Origin of the sequence: Streptomyces sp. NPDC059957, from assembly GCF_042730015.1 — a bacterium.
Lineage (GTDB): Bacteria > Actinomycetota > Actinomycetes > Streptomycetales > Streptomycetaceae > Streptomyces.
In genome coordinates, this window is sequence record NZ_JBHWMB010000042.1 from 1 (window position 1) to 16,484 (window position 16,484).

Annotated in this window: 16 protein-coding genes; 10 read left to right on the forward strand and 6 right to left on the reverse strand. The window is 71.6% G+C overall.

The annotated features are described in order from the left end of the window. The coding region (locus ACFWBW_RS25800) for a DUF2510 domain-containing protein (protein WP_385376723.1) at nt 1-886 on the reverse strand (886 nt) is incomplete at its 3' end. A gap of 286 nt (nt 887-1,172) precedes the next feature. Between ACFWBW_RS25800 and ACFWBW_RS25805 the strand changes: the two genes are divergently transcribed. Next, the gene (locus ACFWBW_RS25805; protein ID WP_385376726.1) at nt 1,173-1,652 is read left to right on the forward strand and encodes an SsgA family sporulation/cell division regulator; all 480 of its coding nucleotides are present in this window, start codon (nt 1,173-1,175) and stop codon (nt 1,650-1,652) included. 8 nt (nt 1,653-1,660) lie between these two features. Here the strand turns inward: ACFWBW_RS25805 and ACFWBW_RS25810 are convergent, their stop codons facing one another. Further along, nucleotides 1,661-3,058 (reverse strand): FAD-binding oxidoreductase, encoded by a 1,398-nt coding sequence (locus ACFWBW_RS25810; protein WP_385376728.1) that lies wholly within the window; start codon nt 3,056-3,058, stop codon nt 1,661-1,663. A gap of 96 nt (nt 3,059-3,154) precedes the next feature. Here ACFWBW_RS25810 and ACFWBW_RS25815 point away from each other — a divergent pair, with 96 nt between their 5' ends. Further along, nucleotides 3,155-4,639 carry a tetratricopeptide repeat protein gene (locus ACFWBW_RS25815; protein WP_385376731.1) on the forward strand — a complete coding sequence of 495 codons (1,485 nt, stop codon included), beginning with the start codon at nt 3,155-3,157 and terminating at the stop codon, nt 4,637-4,639. A gap of 240 nt (nt 4,640-4,879) precedes the next feature. Here the strand turns inward: ACFWBW_RS25815 and hppD are convergent, their stop codons facing one another. Beyond that, nucleotides 4,880-6,031 carry a 4-hydroxyphenylpyruvate dioxygenase gene (gene hppD, locus ACFWBW_RS25820; RefSeq protein ID WP_385376734.1) on the reverse strand — a complete coding sequence of 384 codons (1,152 nt, stop codon included), beginning with the start codon at nt 6,029-6,031 and terminating at the stop codon, nt 4,880-4,882. A gap of 133 nt (nt 6,032-6,164) precedes the next feature. On the opposite strand from hppD, the gene ACFWBW_RS25825 reads away from it, so the two are divergent. The 8 genes from ACFWBW_RS25825 (at nt 6,165) to ACFWBW_RS25860 (ending at nt 12,781) form a co-directional block, all read left to right on the forward strand. Next, complete coding sequence (locus tag ACFWBW_RS25825; RefSeq protein ID WP_112448141.1) at nt 6,165-6,635, forward strand: Lrp/AsnC family transcriptional regulator; 471 nt, start codon at nt 6,165-6,167, stop codon at nt 6,633-6,635. An 87-nt stretch (nt 6,636-6,722) separates the two neighbouring features. Continuing rightward, nucleotides 6,723-7,370, forward strand: a complete 648-nt coding sequence (locus tag ACFWBW_RS25830; protein WP_274552927.1) for an ABC transporter permease — start codon at nt 6,723-6,725, stop codon at nt 7,368-7,370. After that, complete coding sequence (locus ACFWBW_RS25835) at nt 7,363-8,652, forward strand: betaine/proline/choline family ABC transporter ATP-binding protein (protein WP_385376737.1); 1,290 nt, start codon at nt 7,363-7,365, stop codon at nt 8,650-8,652. The genes ACFWBW_RS25830 and ACFWBW_RS25835 overlap by 8 nt, the downstream gene beginning before the upstream one ends. Continuing rightward, on the forward strand, nt 8,649-9,515 hold the full coding sequence (locus ACFWBW_RS25840) for an ABC transporter permease (RefSeq protein WP_385376741.1): 867 nt from the start codon (nt 8,649-8,651) through the stop codon (nt 9,513-9,515). The genes ACFWBW_RS25835 and ACFWBW_RS25840 overlap by 4 nt, the downstream gene beginning before the upstream one ends. Beyond that, nucleotides 9,516-10,502: a glycine betaine ABC transporter substrate-binding protein gene (locus ACFWBW_RS25845; protein ID WP_385376743.1), complete on the forward strand. Its 987-nt coding sequence runs from the start codon at nt 9,516-9,518 to the stop codon at nt 10,500-10,502. It abuts the gene before it with no gap. 84 nt (nt 10,503-10,586) lie between these two features. Beyond that, nucleotides 10,587-11,180: an ArsR/SmtB family transcription factor gene (locus tag ACFWBW_RS25850; protein WP_385376746.1), complete on the forward strand. Its 594-nt coding sequence runs from the start codon at nt 10,587-10,589 to the stop codon at nt 11,178-11,180. Nucleotides 11,181-11,228: 48 nt separating this feature from the next. Beyond that, entirely contained in the window at nt 11,229-11,483 is a 255-nt protein-coding gene (locus ACFWBW_RS25855) for a hypothetical protein (protein WP_385376749.1), read from the forward strand. Next, the gene (locus ACFWBW_RS25860; protein ID WP_385376752.1) at nt 11,480-12,781 is read left to right on the forward strand and encodes an MFS transporter; all 1,302 of its coding nucleotides are present in this window, start codon (nt 11,480-11,482) and stop codon (nt 12,779-12,781) included. The genes ACFWBW_RS25855 and ACFWBW_RS25860 overlap by 4 nt, the downstream gene beginning before the upstream one ends. Here the strand turns inward: ACFWBW_RS25860 and ACFWBW_RS25865 are convergent. From ACFWBW_RS25865 to ACFWBW_RS25875, 3 genes are all read right to left on the reverse strand, one after another. Further along, nucleotides 12,711-13,508 carry a S16 family serine protease gene (locus ACFWBW_RS25865; RefSeq protein WP_385376755.1) on the reverse strand — a complete coding sequence of 266 codons (798 nt, stop codon included), beginning with the start codon at nt 13,506-13,508 and terminating at the stop codon, nt 12,711-12,713. The genes ACFWBW_RS25860 and ACFWBW_RS25865 overlap by 71 nt on opposite strands. A gap of 99 nt (nt 13,509-13,607) precedes the next feature. Further along, entirely contained in the window at nt 13,608-14,249 is a 642-nt protein-coding gene (locus tag ACFWBW_RS25870) for an IclR family transcriptional regulator (RefSeq protein WP_054222485.1), read from the reverse strand. Nucleotides 14,250-14,654: 405 nt separating this feature from the next. Beyond that, nucleotides 14,655-16,439, reverse strand: coding sequence for a DEAD/DEAH box helicase (locus ACFWBW_RS25875; RefSeq protein ID WP_327252973.1), 1,785 nt, complete (start codon nt 16,437-16,439; stop codon nt 14,655-14,657). Between the last annotated feature and the right edge of the window lie 45 nt (nt 16,440-16,484).

A 16,484-nucleotide genomic window follows, 5' to 3' on the forward strand; every position in this document is an offset into this window, starting at 1 on the left:
GGGCCGGGCGCTCCGCGGGCCGCACGCGCGCCGCGGGCCGCACGCGCTCCGCCGGCTCCGGGTCCGGGCCGGACGAGCCCGGGGCGGGGGGCCACACCGGGTCGGGATCAGGGGCCGCGGCGGGCGCGGGGGCCGCCGGGACCGGGGAGGGCGCCGACAGGATCCCGAGGCCGCCCGGGGCAGCGGAGCCGGACACCTGCGCGGGCAGGGCGGCGGACACGCGCGCCGGGGCCGGGACGGGAGCGAGGGCCGGGGCCGGGACGGGAGCCGGGGCCGGCGGGCGGGCCAGGGAGATCCCGCCGGGGCGGGCGGCCGCGGCCTCCTCGTGGCCCCAGGACACCCGGTGGTCGCGCGGCCCGCCGAACCCGGCCTGGTGCAGCGGGTCGACCTGCCACCCCGCGGGCTCGGGGTCCGCGCCGGGCTGCTCCCACGGCCCGGACTCCGCCCGGGGGGCGGGCGCGGACCAGGACTCGGACTCGGACCAGGACTCGGACTCGGGACGTGACGCGGCCGGCTCCGGCCAGGACTCGGGCTCCCGCCGGGGAGCGGGCTCCGGCCACGACTCGGACGACTCCGCCCGGAGGTCGGGCTGCTGCCGGAGAGCGGGCTCCGCGCGCGGCGCGGCCGGCTCCGGCCAGGCTTCGGGGGCCTGGCGGGGAGCCGGTTGCGGCCGGGGCTGCGGCCACCGCTCCGGCTCGCGCAGCGCCTCGCTCATGCCCGTCTGGTCGAGGAACACGGGACCCGTCTCGTCGGCAGGGGCCGCGGGGCGGCTCGTACCGGGAACCCAGTTCAGGCCGTTCCAGAACCTGACGTACCCGGGGATGGACGGATCGGGGTAGTAGCCCTCGCGGGCCGCGTGCTCGCCGTCACCAGGGGAGGCCGTCAATGTCCCCAACTCCGATCGTGGCTTGAGGCTTCTTGCAGGGGTGGACCATAGCCAAGAACCGCCCCCCGACAGGTCCGGTAACGGGAGAATCCAAGCGATCGGGGGAACCTTGGCGAACGCAGCCCCGTACGGAAGATTTCGGTCAGCCGATTGATTTCGGCCAATCCTCGATGTGCCTCGCGAAGTCGCGTCATACCCGGGCACTTCGGCGCTCTCTGCGGGTGTGGGCCGGTACTCCGGCCCGTGCAGCACCCGAACACGTACCCCGTACCGAAATGAGGCCGCCATGCAGCACCCCGTCGTCGAGCGCGAGCTGGAACTGAAGCTGGTCCTGTCCCCCGAGCGCAGCGTCCCCGTCCCCGCTCGGCTGCTGTACCTGACGGACGACCCGTACGCCGTGCACATCACCTTCCACACCGGCTCGAGCACCCCGGTCAACTGGACCTTCGCCCGCGAACTGCTGGTCGAGGGGGTGTTCCGTCCGTGCGGCCACGGCGACGTGCGGATCTGGCCCACGAAGGTCGGCCAGCAGGCCGTCCTGTGCATGGCGCTCAGCTCGCCCGACGGCGACGCCCTGCTGGAGGCCCCCGCCGTATCGGTGTCGGCCTGGCTGGAGCGGACCCTGCGGATCGTGCCGCCGGGCACCGAGGCCGACCGGCTCGGCCTGGACGCGGCGCTGGCCGAGCTGCTCGCCCCGACGCCGGCCGACGAGCTGTGGATGCGCGACCCGTGGCCGTCGGACGAGTCGGCGGACGGGGACCGGTGACCGGTGGTTCAGAACAGCTTGCCCGGGTTGAGCAGTCCCTCCGGGTCGAAGGCCTGCTTGACGGCGCGCTGCATCTCCAGCCCGACCGGGCCGAGTTCGCGGGCGAGCCACTCCTTCTTCAGGACGCCGACCCCGTGCTCCCCGGTGATGGTCCCGCCCAGTTCGAGCCCCAGCGCCATGATCTCCTCGAAGGACGCGCGGGCCCGCCGGGTCTCGTCCTCGTCGGCGGGGTCGAAGCAGACGATGGGGTGGGTGTTGCCGTCGCCAGCGTGCGCGCAGACCCCGATGAGCAGGTCGTGCGTACGGGCGATGGCGGCGGTCCCGTCCAGCATCTCCGCGAGCCGGGTGCGCGGTACGCACACGTCGTCGATCATCGTCGCGGGCCGCAGGGCCTCCAGGGCGGGCAGGGCCATCCGGCGGGCCTGGAGGAGCAGTTCGGACTCCGCCGCGTCCTCGGCCGGTACGACGGCGCTCGCCCCGGCGGCGGTGCACAGCTCCCCCACGGCGGCGAGGTCCTCGGGCGCGTGCGGGGTGTCGAAGGCGGCGAGCAGCAGGGCCTCGGTGGTCTCGGGCAGGCCCATCTTGCCGAGCGCGTTGACGGCGCGGACGGTCGTACGGTCCATCAGTTCCAGCAGTGAGGGCGTCAGACCGGCCTCCATGACGGCGCAGACGGCTTCGCAGGCGGCCGCGGCGGAGGGGAACTCGGCGGCGAGCGCGAGCTGGCGGAGCGGGGCCGGGCGCAGGGCGAGGACGGCCCGGACGACGACTCCGAGGCTGCCTTCGGAGCCGACGAACAGGCGGGTGAGGTCGTACCCGGCGACGCCCTTGGCGGTGCGCCGGCCGGTCCGCAGGAGCCTGCCGTCGGCGAGGACCACGTCGAGGCCGAGGACGTACTCGGCGGTGACCCCGTACTTGACGCAGCACAGACCGCCGGCGGCGGTGCCGATGTTCCCGCCGATGGTGCACTGCTCCCAGCTGGAGGGGTCCGGCGGGTAGTGCAGTCCGCGCTCGGCGACGGCGCGCGAGAGGACGGCGTTGACGACGCCCGGTTCGACGACGGCGATCCGGTCGACGGTGTCGATCTCCAGGATCCGGTCCATCTTCACGAGGGAGAGCACGACGCAGCCGTCGGAGGCGTTGGCCGCGCCGGACAGGCCCGTACGGGCGCCCTGCGGGACGACGGGGACGCGGAGCGCGTGGGCGGTGCGCAGGACGTGCTGGACCTGTTCGACGGTCCGGGGCAGGACCACGGCGGCCGGGGTGCCCGCGGCGCAGAAGCCGGCCATGTCGGTGGCGTAGGAGGCGGTCACCTGGGGGTCGGTGAGCAGGGCCTCGGGCGGAAGGCCTTCGAGGAGCCGCTCGTGGAGTTCGCGTGACCCGTCATCAACTTCGTCGACATCGTCCATGGGGCCAGCGTGGCACCCGGGGCCATCGGTGTGAACACGCCCGCGACGTTCTTCGGACACCTCGGCGAGCTCTTCATATTGACGCACAGTGACCCCATGGACCCTATGCGCGACGCATCCGTCTCCCAGGAGAGGCAGCAGCAGGCTGCCCCGCCCGTGACCTTCACCGGCCGCAAGACGCTCGTTGCGGCGGCGGCCCTGGTGGTCCTGATCGCCGGGGCCCTGCTGATCCGGCCGGCCCGCACGGGCGACGACGCGCGCCCGCCGGGGCCCAGCGAGCGGGCCCGCGCGGCGGTCGGGATGGGTGCGCCGGTGGCGGCGGTGGACCTGTCGGCCCTGGTCCTCGACCGGGAGAACTGGGTCGCGGCGCACCCGGACGACGACGCCTCGTGGGCGGTGCTGGGATCGGCGTACCTGGAGCAGGCGCGGCGCACGGCCGATCCCGGCTGGTACCCGAAGGCGGAGGGCGCGCTGAAGCGCTCGCTGGAGCTGCGCCCGGCCGAGAAGGGCAACTTCGACGCGATGACGGGCATGGGCACGCTGGCCAACGCCCGGCGGGACTTCGGGACCGGGAAGAAGTGGGGCGAGCTCGTACGGGCGCAGGAGCCGAAGCGGTGGACGGCGTACCCGGTGCTCGTGGACGCGTACGGCGGTCTCGGCGACTACAAGGCCGCCGAGAAGTCGATGGAGCGCCTGGTGGACCTGCGGCCGGGACTGGCGGCCTTCATGAAGGCCTCGCAGGTGTACCGGGACCGGGGCTGGCGCGAGGACGCGACCATGTCCATGGAGCACGCGGGCGGCGCGGCGAAGGCCCCGGCGGAGAAGGCGTACGTGCTGTTCCGGCTCGGGGAGCTGGCCTGGGAGCGCGGTGACGACGCGGAGGCCCTGAAGCAGTACGAGGCCGCGCTGCGCACCGATCCGGCGCAGGCGCAGGCGCTGGGCGGCCGGGCGCGGGTGCTGGCGGCGCTGGGCCGCGGCGGGGAGGCCGTACGGGACTACCGGATGGCGCTGGGGCGGGCCGCGGTGCCGGCGCTGTCGCTGGAGCTGGGCGAGCTGCTGGAGTCGCTGGGCCGGGGCGACGAGGCGAAGGCGGTGTACGACGGGATCGCGGCGCAGGCCGCCCGGAGCGGGGTCAACGAGGAGCTGCTCCTGGGCCGGTTCGAGGCGGACCACGGTGACCCGGCGGCGGCCGTACGGCGCCTCACGGCGGAGTGGGCCCGGCACAAGAACGTGCAGGTGGCGGACGCGCTGGGGTGGGCGCTGCACAAGACGGGCGACGACGCGGCGGCGCTGGAGTACGCGAAGAAGGCCACGGAGCAGGGACTGCGGATCGCGGAGTTCTCGTACCACCGGGCGATGATCGAGCGCGGCCTGGGCGACGTGGCCGGGGCGCGGCGGCACCTGGAGGAGGCCCTGCGGACGAACCCGCGGTTCTCGCCGGTCCGGGCGCCGCTGGCCAAGCAGGCCCTGGCGGCGATCGGCAAGCCCCCGGCGGGCGGCCCGGAGAACATGCGGCCCACCAAGCCGTGGGTGGCCCCGGAACTCCCGAAGGCGAAGCCGGTGCCCAAGCCGAAGCCGTAGCCGTAGGCGGGCGGGGCGGGACCGCTGCCCGGACCCTCCCCCAGCTACTACCGCAGGGGGGTGCCCCTGCCTGAAACGCCGGCGGGGCTGGATATTCCAGCCCCGCCGGCGTTTGAGGCGGTCTTTTCAGCCCCGCCGGCGTTTGAGGCGGTCTTTTCAGCCCCGCCGGCGTTTGAGGCGTGGGGGTCCGGGGCGGAGCCCCAGGCGGCAGCGCCACAGGGCCCCGGTCCACGCAACCCCCTAGAGGTTGCCCCGCTTCTCCTGCTCCCGCTCGATCGCCTCGAAGAGGGCCTTGAAGTTGCCCTTGCCGAAGCCCATCGACCCGTGCCGCTCGATCATCTCGAAGAAGACCGTCGGGCGGTCCTGGACCGGCTTGGTGAAGATCTGCAGGAGGTAGCCGTCCTCGTCGCGGTCGACGAGGATCTTCAGCTCGCGCAGGGTCTCGACGGGGACCCGGGTCTCGCCCGCCCACTCGCCGAGGGTGTCGTAGTAGGAGTCCGGGGTGTTCAGGAACTCCACGCCGGCCGCCCGCATCGCCCGCACGGTGCGGACGATGTCGTTCGTGGCGAGCGCGATGTGCTGGACGCCCGCGCCGCCGTAGAACTCCAGGTACTCGTCGATCTGCGACTTCTTCTTCGCGATCGCCGGCTCGTTGATCGGGAACTTCACCTTCAGGGTGCCGTCCGCGACGACCTTCGACATCAGCGCCGAGTACTCGGTCGCGATGTCGTCGCCCACGAACTCCTTCATGTTCGTGAAGCCCATGACCTTGTTGTAGAACGCCACCCACTCGTTCATCCGGCCGAGCTCGACGTTGCCCACGCAGTGGTCGATGGCCTGGAAGGTGCGCTTGGCCGGGGGCTCGACCATCGGGGCGACGGAGACGAAGCCGGGCAGGTAGGGGCCGGTGTAGTCGCCGCGCTCGACCAGGGTGTGCCGGGTCTGGCCGTAGGTGGCGATCGCCGCCAGCCGGACCGTGCCGTGCTCGTCGGTGAGCTCGTACGGCTCGTCGAGGCCGCGCGCGCCGTGCTCGACGGCGTAGGCGTAGGCCGCCTTCACGTCGGGGACCTCGATCGCCAGGTCGATGACGCCGTCGCCGTGGTCGGCGACGTGCTCGGCGAGGAAGCGGCCGCGGTCGGTGGTGGCCTTGATGACCGAGGTGAGGACGAACCGCGCGGCGCCGTTGGTCAGGACGTAGCTGGCCGTCTCGCGCGTGCCGTTCTCCGGTCCGGAGTAGGCGACGAGCTTCATCCCGAAGGCGGTCGAGTAGAAGTGCGCGGCCTGCTTGGCGTTGCCTACGGCGAAGACGACGGCGTCCATGCCCTTGACCGGAAAGGGGTCGGCCTTGGCGGCGGTGGACGGCGCGGTGTCGAGCGGCTGGGTCTCAGTCATGACGGCAGAGTCCCGCCGTTCCACAAGCTGCGCAATAGTTTCCATTTCTGCTGTACAGACTGCCCACTCTGAGCCCACCATGGCTGGGATATCTGTGCACTATGACCACCGACCGACCACCCCGGAGGCACCCATGGGAATCGACGAGCTCGATGGCCGGCTCATCGTCCTGCTCGCCCGCGAGCCCCGGATCGGGGTCCTGGAGGTCTCGCGCCGGCTCGGCGTGGCGCGCGGCACGGCCCAGGCCCGGCTGGACCGGCTTCAGTCGAACGGAGTCATCCGGGGGTTCGGTCCGCAGGTGGATCCGGCGGCCCTGGGGTACCCGGTGACGGCCTTCGCCACGCTGGAGATCAAACAGGGTCAAGGCGCCGACGTACGGGCCCACTTGGACGGGGTGCCGGAGGTACTGGAGCTGCACACGACGACCGGGCACGGGGACATGCTGTGCCGGCTCGTGGCCCGGTCCAACGCGGACCTTCAGCGGGTGATCGACCGAGTTGTCGCGTTTGATGGGATTGTTCGAGCTTCGACGGCGATTGTCATGGAGAATCCCGTACCCTTGCGGATCATCCCCCTGGTCGAACAGGCGGCCGAGGACGACTGACGATCGACGATCGACGACTGAAGATCGACGACTGGCGACCTACGACCGACCACTGACGTGCGGCAACGACGGATGGGGTGACGCGGCGTGAGCTTCTGGGCCTACTTGTCCAACCGCCACCAGCAGCTCCTCACCGACGCCTTCCAGCACGCCAGCGCCGTCTTCCAGTGCATGGTGATCGCGACCGCCCTCGGCGTCGCCATCGGCGTCCTCACCTACCGCAGCGGCTGGGCCGGGAACCTCGCGGTCACCTCCACCTCCACGGTGCTGACCATCCCCTCCCTCGCCATGATCGGCCTGCTGATCCCGATCGTCGGCCTCGGCGTCGCGCCGACCGTGATCGCCCTGACGCTGTACGGACTGCTGCCCATCGTCCGCAACTCCATCGTGGGGCTGCGCGGGGTGGATCCGGCCCTGGTCGATGCCGCCAAGGGCATCGGGATGTCGCGCGGCGCCCAGCTGCTGAAGGTGGAACTGCCGCTCGCCTGGCCGCCGATCCTGACCGGCATCCGGGTCTCCACCCAGATGCTGATGGGCATCGCGGCCATCGCCGCCTACGCCTCCGGGCCGGGCCTGGGCAACGAGATCTTCCGCGGGATCGCCTCGCTCGGCAGCGCCAACGCCATCAACCAGGTCCTCGCAGGGACGCTCGGCGTCGTCATCCTCGCCCTGCTCTTCGACGCCGCGTACGTCCTGCTCGGCCGTCTCACCATCCCGAGGGGAATCCGTGTCTGAGCCGACGCCGCCGACGACCAGCCCACAGCCGGCCGGGGACCCGCAGCCGGCCGCCGCCTCCGGCGCCACCATCCAGCTGGAGAACCTCACCAAGCGCTACCCCGGCAACCCCAACCCCTCCGTCGACGACGTCTCGATGGAGATCAAGGCGGGCGAGCTGGTGGTCTTCGTCGGCCCGTCCGGCTGCGGGAAGTCCACCACCCTGAAGATGATCAACCGGCTGATCGAGCCCACCTCCGGCCGGATCCGCATCGGCGACGAGGACGTCACCGACATGGACCCGGTCAAACTCCGCCGCAAGATCGGGTACGCGATCCAGTCCTCCGGGCTGTTCCCGCACATGACGGTCGCCGAGAACATCGCCCTGGTCCCGAAGATGACCGGCTGGTCCAAGTCCCGCGTGAAGGACCGGGTGGAGGAGATGCTCGACCTGGTCGGCCTGGACCCGCGCGAGTTCCACGGCCGCTACCCGCGCCAGCTCTCCGGCGGCCAGCAGCAGCGCGTCGGCGTGGCCCGGGCCCTGGCCGCCGACCCGCCGGTGCTGCTCATGGACGAGCCCTTCGGCGCCGTCGACCCCATCACCCGCGACCACCTCCAGGACGAGCTGATCCGCCTCCAGCACGAGCTGCACAAGACGATCGTCTTCGTCACCCACGACTTCGACGAGGCCATCAAGCTGGGCGACCGGATCGCCGTCCTGCGCGAGCGCTCGCACATCGCGCAGTTCGACACCCCCGAGGCGATCCTCACCAACCCCGCCGACGACTTCGTCTCCGGCTTCGTCGGCGCCGGGGCCGCCCTCAAGCGGCTCAACCTCACCCGAGTGCGGGACGTGGAGATCGCCGAGTTCCCGACCGTCTCCGTGGACGACCCGCTCCAGCAGATCTTCAACACCCTGCGCGCCGGCCAGGGCAACGAACTCCTGATGCTGGACCGGCGCGGCCGCCCGTACAAATGGCTGCGCCGCGGCGACCTGATGCGCGCCAAGGGCTCCCTCGCCCGGGCCGGTCAGCTCGTGCACGACACGGTGACCCGGGACGCGACCCTGCACGACGCCCTGGAGGCCGTACTGACCGACAGCGGCGGCCGGGTGGCCGTCACCGGGCGGCGGGGCGAGTACATCGGCGTCGTGGACATGGAGACGCTGATGAACTCCGTGCACGAGATGCTGGAGGCCGACCGGCTGACGGCCGCCGAGCACGCGCACGACCTGGAGGAGCTGCGCCACCACCGCGTCGAGCGGGACCTGGAGGGGCTCCGGGACGACGCGGAGGACTCATGAGCCCGCGCAACCCGGTCTCCCCCGAACGCCCGCCCGGCGAGCACGAACTCAAGGGCCACGTCTTCCGCGATCCGGAGGAGCCCGGGCCCGACGAGACGGTGATGGCCTCCATCGCACCGCCCCGCCCGGGGAGCCGGCTCACCTGGGCCCGGCTGGTGACCCTGCCGATCGTGCTGGCGCTGGTGCTGCTGGCCACGTACCTGTGGATCACCAACGCCACCCTCGACACGATCGCCGAGAACTCCCTCGCGGACGGCAACGTCGAGCTCCGGCTGTGGCAGCACGTCCAGCTCACCGCGATCTCCACCTTCTGGGTGCTGATCATCGCGATCCCGCTCGGCATCGCGCTCACCCGCCGTGGCCTGCGCCGGGCGGCCCCGCTGGTCACCGCCGTCGCCAACATCGGCCAGGCCACCCCGGCCATCGGCCTGCTCGCCCTGCTGGTCATCTGGCTCGGCATCGGCCCCTCGACCGCGATCATCGGCATGGTCGCCTACGCCGTCCTGCCCGTGCTGTCCAACACCGTCGCGGGGCTGCGCGGGATCGACCCGCAGCTGGTGGAGGCCTCGCGCGGGATCGGGATGTCCTCCATGGGAACCCTGATGAAGGTCGAACTGCCGCTGGCGGTCCCGCTGATCCTGGCGGGCGTACGGACGGCCCTCGTCCTCAACGTCGGCACCGCGACCCTGGCCACCTTCGGCGGCGGCGGGGGCCTCGGCGACCTGATCACCTCCGGGATCCAGACCCAGCGGATGCCGGTGCTGGTGCTGGGCTCGGTGCTGACGGTGGCGCTGGCACTGTTCGTGGACTGGCTGGCCTCCCTGGCCGAGACGGTTCTGACCCCGCGCGGGCTGGAGGCGTAGATGGCCAAGCTCTCCGTACGGACGGCCACTGCGGCCTGCGCGGCCCTCCTGCCCCTGCTGGCGCTCGCGGGCTGCGGGCTCAAGAGCGGCTCCCCGATGGTGGACGAGGCCCTGCCCGGCTCGGTGGGCCAGGGGCAGCCCCTCAAGGGCGCCTCGCTCACGGTCACCTCGAAGAACTTCAGCGAGAACATCGTGCTCGGCCAGATGATCGGCCTGATCTTCAAGGCGGCCGGCGCGGAGGTGCTGGACCGCACCAACCTGCCCGGGTCGATCAGCGCCCGCGAGGCGATCATCCAGGGCGACGCGGACGCCATGTACGAGTACACGGGCACGGCGTGGATCACCTACCTCGGCAACGACAAGCCGATCGCGGACCCGTACGCGCAGTGGGAGGCGGTGCGGGACGCGGACGTGAAGAACGGCGTGGCCTGGCTGCCGCCCTCCACCCTCAACAACACCTACACGCTGGCCATCAGCAAGAAGAACAACGCGAAGTACGGGCTGAAGACCATGTCGGACGTGGCGGCGCTGTCGCAGCGCGACCCCAAGGCGGTGACGATCTGCGTGGAGAACGAGTTCGCCTCGCGGGAGGACGGGCTGCCGGGGATGGAGAAGGCGTACGGGATGAAGATCCCGGCGGGCAACGTGATGAAGATGGACGCCGGGATCATCTACACCCAGGTCTCGAAGTCCGATTCCTGCCTGCTGGGCGAGGCCTTCACCACGGACGGCCGGATCAAGGCCATGGACCTGGACACCCTCGCCGACGACCGGCACTTCTTCCCCAACTACAACGCGGCGCCGGAGCTGCACGCGAAGACGCTGGAGAAGTACCCGCAGATCGCGGGCCTCCTGGACCCCCTGTCGAAGCGGCTGTCGACGGAGACGGCGCAGCGGCTCAACGCCCTGGTGGACGTGGACGGTCAGGATCCGCACGAGGTGGCGAAGGACTGGCTGGTGGCGGAGGGGTTCATCAAGGAGGGGTGACCGGCGGGCTCCGGACGAAGGATGCAAAGAAGTAGTTGCAAAGAAACCCTTGCACAGAGTTCTTTGCAACTCTACTGTTGAGGCATGCCCGAGAAGAACGCCGATTCCCAGAAGCCGGAGCCTCAGCTCCGCAAGCTCGACGCCCACTCCCTGCGCGGCCTGGCCCACCCCCTGCGCATCCGCCTGCTGGGCAGCCTGCGCCTGCACGGGCCGGCCACCGCCTCGCAACTGGCGGAGCAGCTCGGGGAATCGAGCGGGGCCACCAGCTACCACCTGCGCCAGCTCGCCGCGTACGGGTTCGTCGAGGATGCCCCCGAGCACGGCAAGGGCCGTGAGCGCTGGTGGCGGCCGTCCCAGGACGGCACCATCTTCGACGAGGCGCTGGTCTACGACGCCGATCCGGCCACGCGCGGCGCCGCGGAGGTCTTCCTGGCGGAGGTCGTGAAGATCCACGAACAGGAACTGTCCACCTGGCTGGGCGAGGCACACACCTGGTCGGTGGAGTGGCGCCGGAGTTCCGAACTCAGCGACTTCTCACTGCAGCTGACCCCCGCACAGAGTCACGAGCTGGTCCTCAAGGTCCACGAGCTGATCAACAGCTACCGCGATCTACCACCCTCCGAAGGCACGGAGACGGTCCGTTTCCAGACGCACGCCTTCCCGGTGCGCACCAAGTAGCGCCCACACCGCGCCCTCAGCAACCCCTTTCGCAGAAGGAGCCCTGCCGTGCACGCCTTCAGCCATGCCCAAATCCACGCCGAGATCCACTCCATCCGCACCGCCGAGGCCGCCGCCTGGCGCCGCGCGCGGGAGGCCGCACCGTACGCTTCCCGCGTTCCCCGCCTGCGGGCGCCCGCCCTGCGCAACCGGCTCGGCGAGAGCCTGATCGCCCTCGGCATCCACCTGATCCAGCCCGCGCACCTGCACGCGCGCATCACCCGCAACGCCCGGATCTCCCGCCCGCACGGCGGCATCGCGTGAGCCGTGTCCCCTTCACCGCCGTCCTGCTCGCCAACACGATCTCGATAGCCGGGAGTTCCCTGACGCTCATCGGCGTGCCGTGGTTCGTGCTCCAGACCACGGACAGTGCCGGCCGGGCCGGGATCGTCGCCTTCTGCGCGACCCTGCCCGTCGCGGTGGCCGCCCTCGTCGGGGGCCCGGTCATCGACCGGCTCGGCCGCCGCCGGGTCTCCGCCGTCTCCGACCTGGTGTGCGGGCTGTCCGTGGCCGCGATACCGCTGCTGCACTACACCGGGCTGCTGGAGTTCTGGATGCTGTGCGCGCTGATGGCCGTCTGCGGCCTCGTGCACACGCCCGGACTGACCGCGCGCTACGTCCTGCTCCCCCATCTCGCCGAGCACGCCGGCACCACCATCGCCCGCGCCGCCAGCCTCTACGACGCCGTCTCGCGCGGAGCCCGCATGATCGGGGCCGCGCTGGCCGGCGTACTGATCGCCACGATCGGCGCCGAGTCGGTCCTGCTCCTCGACGCGGCCACCTTCGGCGCCTCCGCGCTGCTGGTCGCCGTGTTCCTGCGCGGGACACCGGCCGCCGAGCCGCAGCGCACCGCCGGGAAGGTGTCGTTGACCGGCTACCGGACCGAACTCGCCGAGGGCTGGCGGTTCCTGACCCGGGCCCGGCTGCTGCTGGGCATCATGGTGATGGTCATGATGACCAACGGCATCGACCAGGGCTGGTCCTCGGTGCTGCTGCCCGTGCACGGCAGCGAGGTCCTCGGCGGACCCACCGCGCTCGGCCTGATGATCGCCCTCTTCGGCGGGTTCGCCCTGCTGGGGGCCCTGCTCTACGGAGCCTGGGGCGAGCGGTTCCCCCGTAGGGCCGTGTTCGCCGGGGCGTTCCTGCTGTGCGGGGCCCCGCGCTACGTGGTCGCCGCCTTCACCGACACCCCGCTGCCGCTCGCGGTCACGATGGCGCTGTCCGGGCTGGGCGCCGGCGTGCTCAACCCGATCCTGACCACCGTGATGCTGGAGAAGGTGCCCGACGCCCTGCGCAGCCGGGTAGCGGGCGTGACCACGGCCGGCTGCGAGCTGACGATGCCGCTGGGCGGGCTGGCCGCGGGACTGCTGGTCGACGGCTTCGGGGTGACGAAGGCACTGCTGGTGTTCGGCGGGACCTACTTCCTCGTCACGCTCTCGCCGCTGGTGTTCCCGTCCTGGCGGAGCATGGAGACGGAGGCGGCCTCCCGGCTCAGCAGGACGGAGCCTGCTCGCCCTTCTGCAGAGCCCGCAGCGCGTCAACCGCACCCGTCAGCGAAGTGACGGGGACCAGCCGCAGCCCCTCGGGGAGTTCGGACTTGGCGTCCGAGCACTCCGCCGCCGGTACGAGGAACACGCTCGCCCCGTCGCGCCGCGCGGCCTGAGTCTTCAGGGCCACCCCGCCGACCGCGCCGACCTCGCCGGCCGCGGTGATGGTGCCCGTACCGGCGATGGTCCTGCCGCCGGTGAGATCGCCTCCGCTGCCGTTCCCGTCGAGCTTGTCGACGATGCCCAGCGAGAAGAGCAGTCCGGCGCTCGGACCGCCGACGTCGGCGAGGTTCAGCTCGACCTTCACGTCCTTCGGGTCCTTGTGGAGGTAGCCGAGGGCGGCCTGGGAGGCCGTCGACTGCGACTTGGTCATCTCCTCCATGTTGTGCTCCTCGATCTCCTTGTCGCTTCCGCCCGACGGGTACACCGCCTCCCTGGGCATGACCGCCCGGGAGGTGTCGAACCAGTCGCCGACCAGCGCGGGGAGGGTGACGGAGGTGGAGGGGCCGGTGGCCTGGATGGTGGTCATCCGCAGCTGGCCGGCGGTCTCGCGGGTGGGCGCCCCGGTGATGGAGATGATTTGCTTGCCGTCACGGGAGCCGAGCACGTCGGCCGTGAGGCCCGGCTGCGCGATCACGAAGGGCAGCGGTGCGAGGGCCGCGACGGCGAACAGCGCGAGCACGGGCACGGCGCAGACGGCGAGGGCGGCGGGACGCGGCAGACGTGTGAGGCGAGAGAGCACCGGGCCAATCTAGCGCGGGTGCCCCCGAACGGGTCGAGCCGCGCCCCCGTCGGTCGGGGCGCGGCTCGGTGTCCTGATGTACAGCTGGTGTGCCCTGCGCTAGCGCAGGGCGTCGGCCACCTCGCGGGCGGCGTCCACCACGCGCGGGCCGACCCGCTCGGGCACGGCGTCGGCCAGCATGACGACGCCCACGCTGCCCTCCAGCCCCGTGATGCCCACGAGGGGCGCCGCGGCACCGCTGGCGCCCGCTTCGAGCTCCCCGTGGGTGAGCGTGTACCCGGGCTCGATGAGCGTGCCCTGACGGGCGGCCAGGATGGCCCGGCCGGCCGCCCCGCGGTCCAGCGGATGACGGAAGCCGGGCCGGTAGGCCACGTGGTAGTCGGTCCAGGTCGGCTCGACGACCGCCACGGCGAGCGCTTCGGTTCCGTCCACGAGGGTCAGGTGCGCGGTGGCGCCTATGTCCTCGGCGAGGGAGCGCAGCGCGGGCAGCGCCGCCTCGCGCACGAGCGGGTGCACCTGGCGGCCCAGGCGCAGCACTCCGAGCCCGACGCGGGCGCGGCCGCCGAGGTCACGGCGGACCAGGGCGTGCTGTTCGAGGGTGGCCAGGAGGCGGTAGACCACGGTGCGGTTCACACCGAGGCGGTTGGAGAGCTCGGTGACGGTCAGACCGTGGTCGGTGTCGGCGAGCAGTTTGAGAACTCGGAGTCCTCGGTCGAGAGTCTGGGAGGTTTCCGCGGTCACGACGCCTCTCCCTCTTTCGGTGGGCGGCGGTGACTCTCTGGGGATAGCGCCGCCGGTCCCTCGGCGACGCACGGAGAGGCCGCCGGTAGCGGCCATGGCACCGGCTGCGCTCCCGCGGCGGCGCTGCCACGGGGCGTTCGATGCGGGGACAGTAGCGAGCAGGTTCGCTCAGCGGAAGGGCTCGTCCAGAATCCGGGCGCCTACTGGCGTTTTGTGCCGGTTGAAAACGCGCATCGCTGTCAATTCGTGACCTTCGGCCCCTGACGGCGACTCACGCCCCGGCCCTTCCTCGCACGGGCCCCGAAGGGCCTCCCACCACGGGTGCGGCGGCGCCGCTACGACGGCCCGGGCGGGCGGGGACCGTACAAATCTCCCCTCGCCCCCCGTGCCGCATTCCGTAGGAAATCACCGCATCCGGGTGGCCCACTCCTGGACCTTCTTGATCCGCTCGCGCAGCTGTCCCGCCGTGGCTTCCGCGCTCGGCGGGCCGCCGCACACGCGGCGCAGTTCGGTGTGGAGCACCCCGTGCGGTTTGCCGCTCTGGTGGACGTATGCGCCCACCATCGTGTTCAGCGACTTCCTCAGCTCCAGCAGCTCCTTGTGGGAGACCACGGGCCGCCGGTCGGCGGGCAGCTCCAGCAGGTCCGCCTCCGAGTCCGGCTTGCGCTTGCTGTGGGCGATCTGGCGCGACTGCCGCTTCTGGAGCAGCATCTGCACCTGGTCGGGCTCCAGCAGCCCGGGGATGCCGAGGTAGTCCTGCTCCTCTTCACTGCCCGGGTGGGCCTGCATGCCGAACTCGGCGCCGTCGTAGAGCACCCGGTCGAAGACGGCGTCGGACTCCAGCGCCTCGAAGGACATCTGCTCCTCGTCGCCGGTGTCCTCGTCCTCCTGCTTGTTCGCCTCCTCCATCTCCTTCTCGGAGTCGGCGTACGGGTCTTCCTCGCCCTGCTTCTTCGGCTTGTCGAGGACGTGATCGCGCTCGACTTCCATCTCGTTGGCGAAGCCGAGCAGGTAGGGAATGGTCGGCAGGAACACCGAGGCCGTCTCGCCGCGCCGGCGCGAGCGCACGAAGCGGCCGACGGCCTGCGCGAAGAACAGCGGGGTCGAGATGGTGGTGGCGTACACGCCGACCGCGAGGCGCGGTACGTCGACGCCCTCGGACACCATGCGGACGGCGACCATCCAGCGGTCGTTGCTCGCGGCGAACTCGTCGATCCGCTTCGAGGCCCCGGTGTCGTCGGACAGTACGACGGTGGCCTTGCTCCCCGTGATCTCCTTGATCAGCTTGGCGTACGCGCGCGCGGAGTCCTGGTCGGCGGCGATGACCAGCCCGCCCGCGTCCGGGATGCCCTTCCTGACCTCGGTCAGCCGCTGGTCGGCGGCGCGCAGCACGTTCGGCATCCAGTCGCCGCGCGCGTCGAGCGCCGTGCGCCAGGCCTGCGAAATGGCGTCCTTGGTCATCGGCTCGCCGAGGCGCGCGGCGATCTCGTCGCCCGCCTTGGTGCGCCAGCGCATGTTGCCGCTGTAGGAAAGGAAGATGACGGGCCGCACGACCCCGTCGCCCAGGGCGTTCCCGTAGCCGTAGGTGTAATCGGCGGAGGACCGCCGAATTCCGTCGTTCCCTTCCTCATAGGCGACGAAGGGAATGGGATTCGTGTCGGACCGGAAGGGCGTGCCGGTGAGGGCGAGCCGCCGGGTCGCCGGGTCGAACGCCTCCAGGCAGGCCTCGCCCCAGGACTTCGAGTCACCGGCATGGTGGATCTCATCGAGGATCACCAGGGTCTTGCGCTGCTCGCACCGGTTGCGGTGCAGCATCGGGCGCACGCCCACACCCGCGTACGTGACGGCGACCCCGTGGTAGTCCTTGCTGAGCGGGCCGGCGGAGTAGTCCGGGTCCAGCCGGATCCCTATCCGGGCGGCGGCTTCCGCCCACTGCTTCTTCAGGTGCTCGGTCGGCGCGACGACGGTCACCTGCTGGACCACGTGGTGGTGCAGCAGCCAGGACGCGAGCGTCAGGGCGAAGGTGGTCTTTCCGGCGCCGGGGGTCGCGACGGCGAGGAAGTCGCGCGGCTGGGTCTCCAGGTACCGGTCCAGTGCACCCTGCTGCCAAGCTCGCAGGGCGCTGGCGGTACCCCACGGCGCGCGGCCGGGGAAGGCGGGTGAGAGGTGGTGGGAGGCGGTAGTAGTCACGGTCTCCGGTTCGGTCTCTCGGCGGCGTTTCCGTTCCGGACGTGC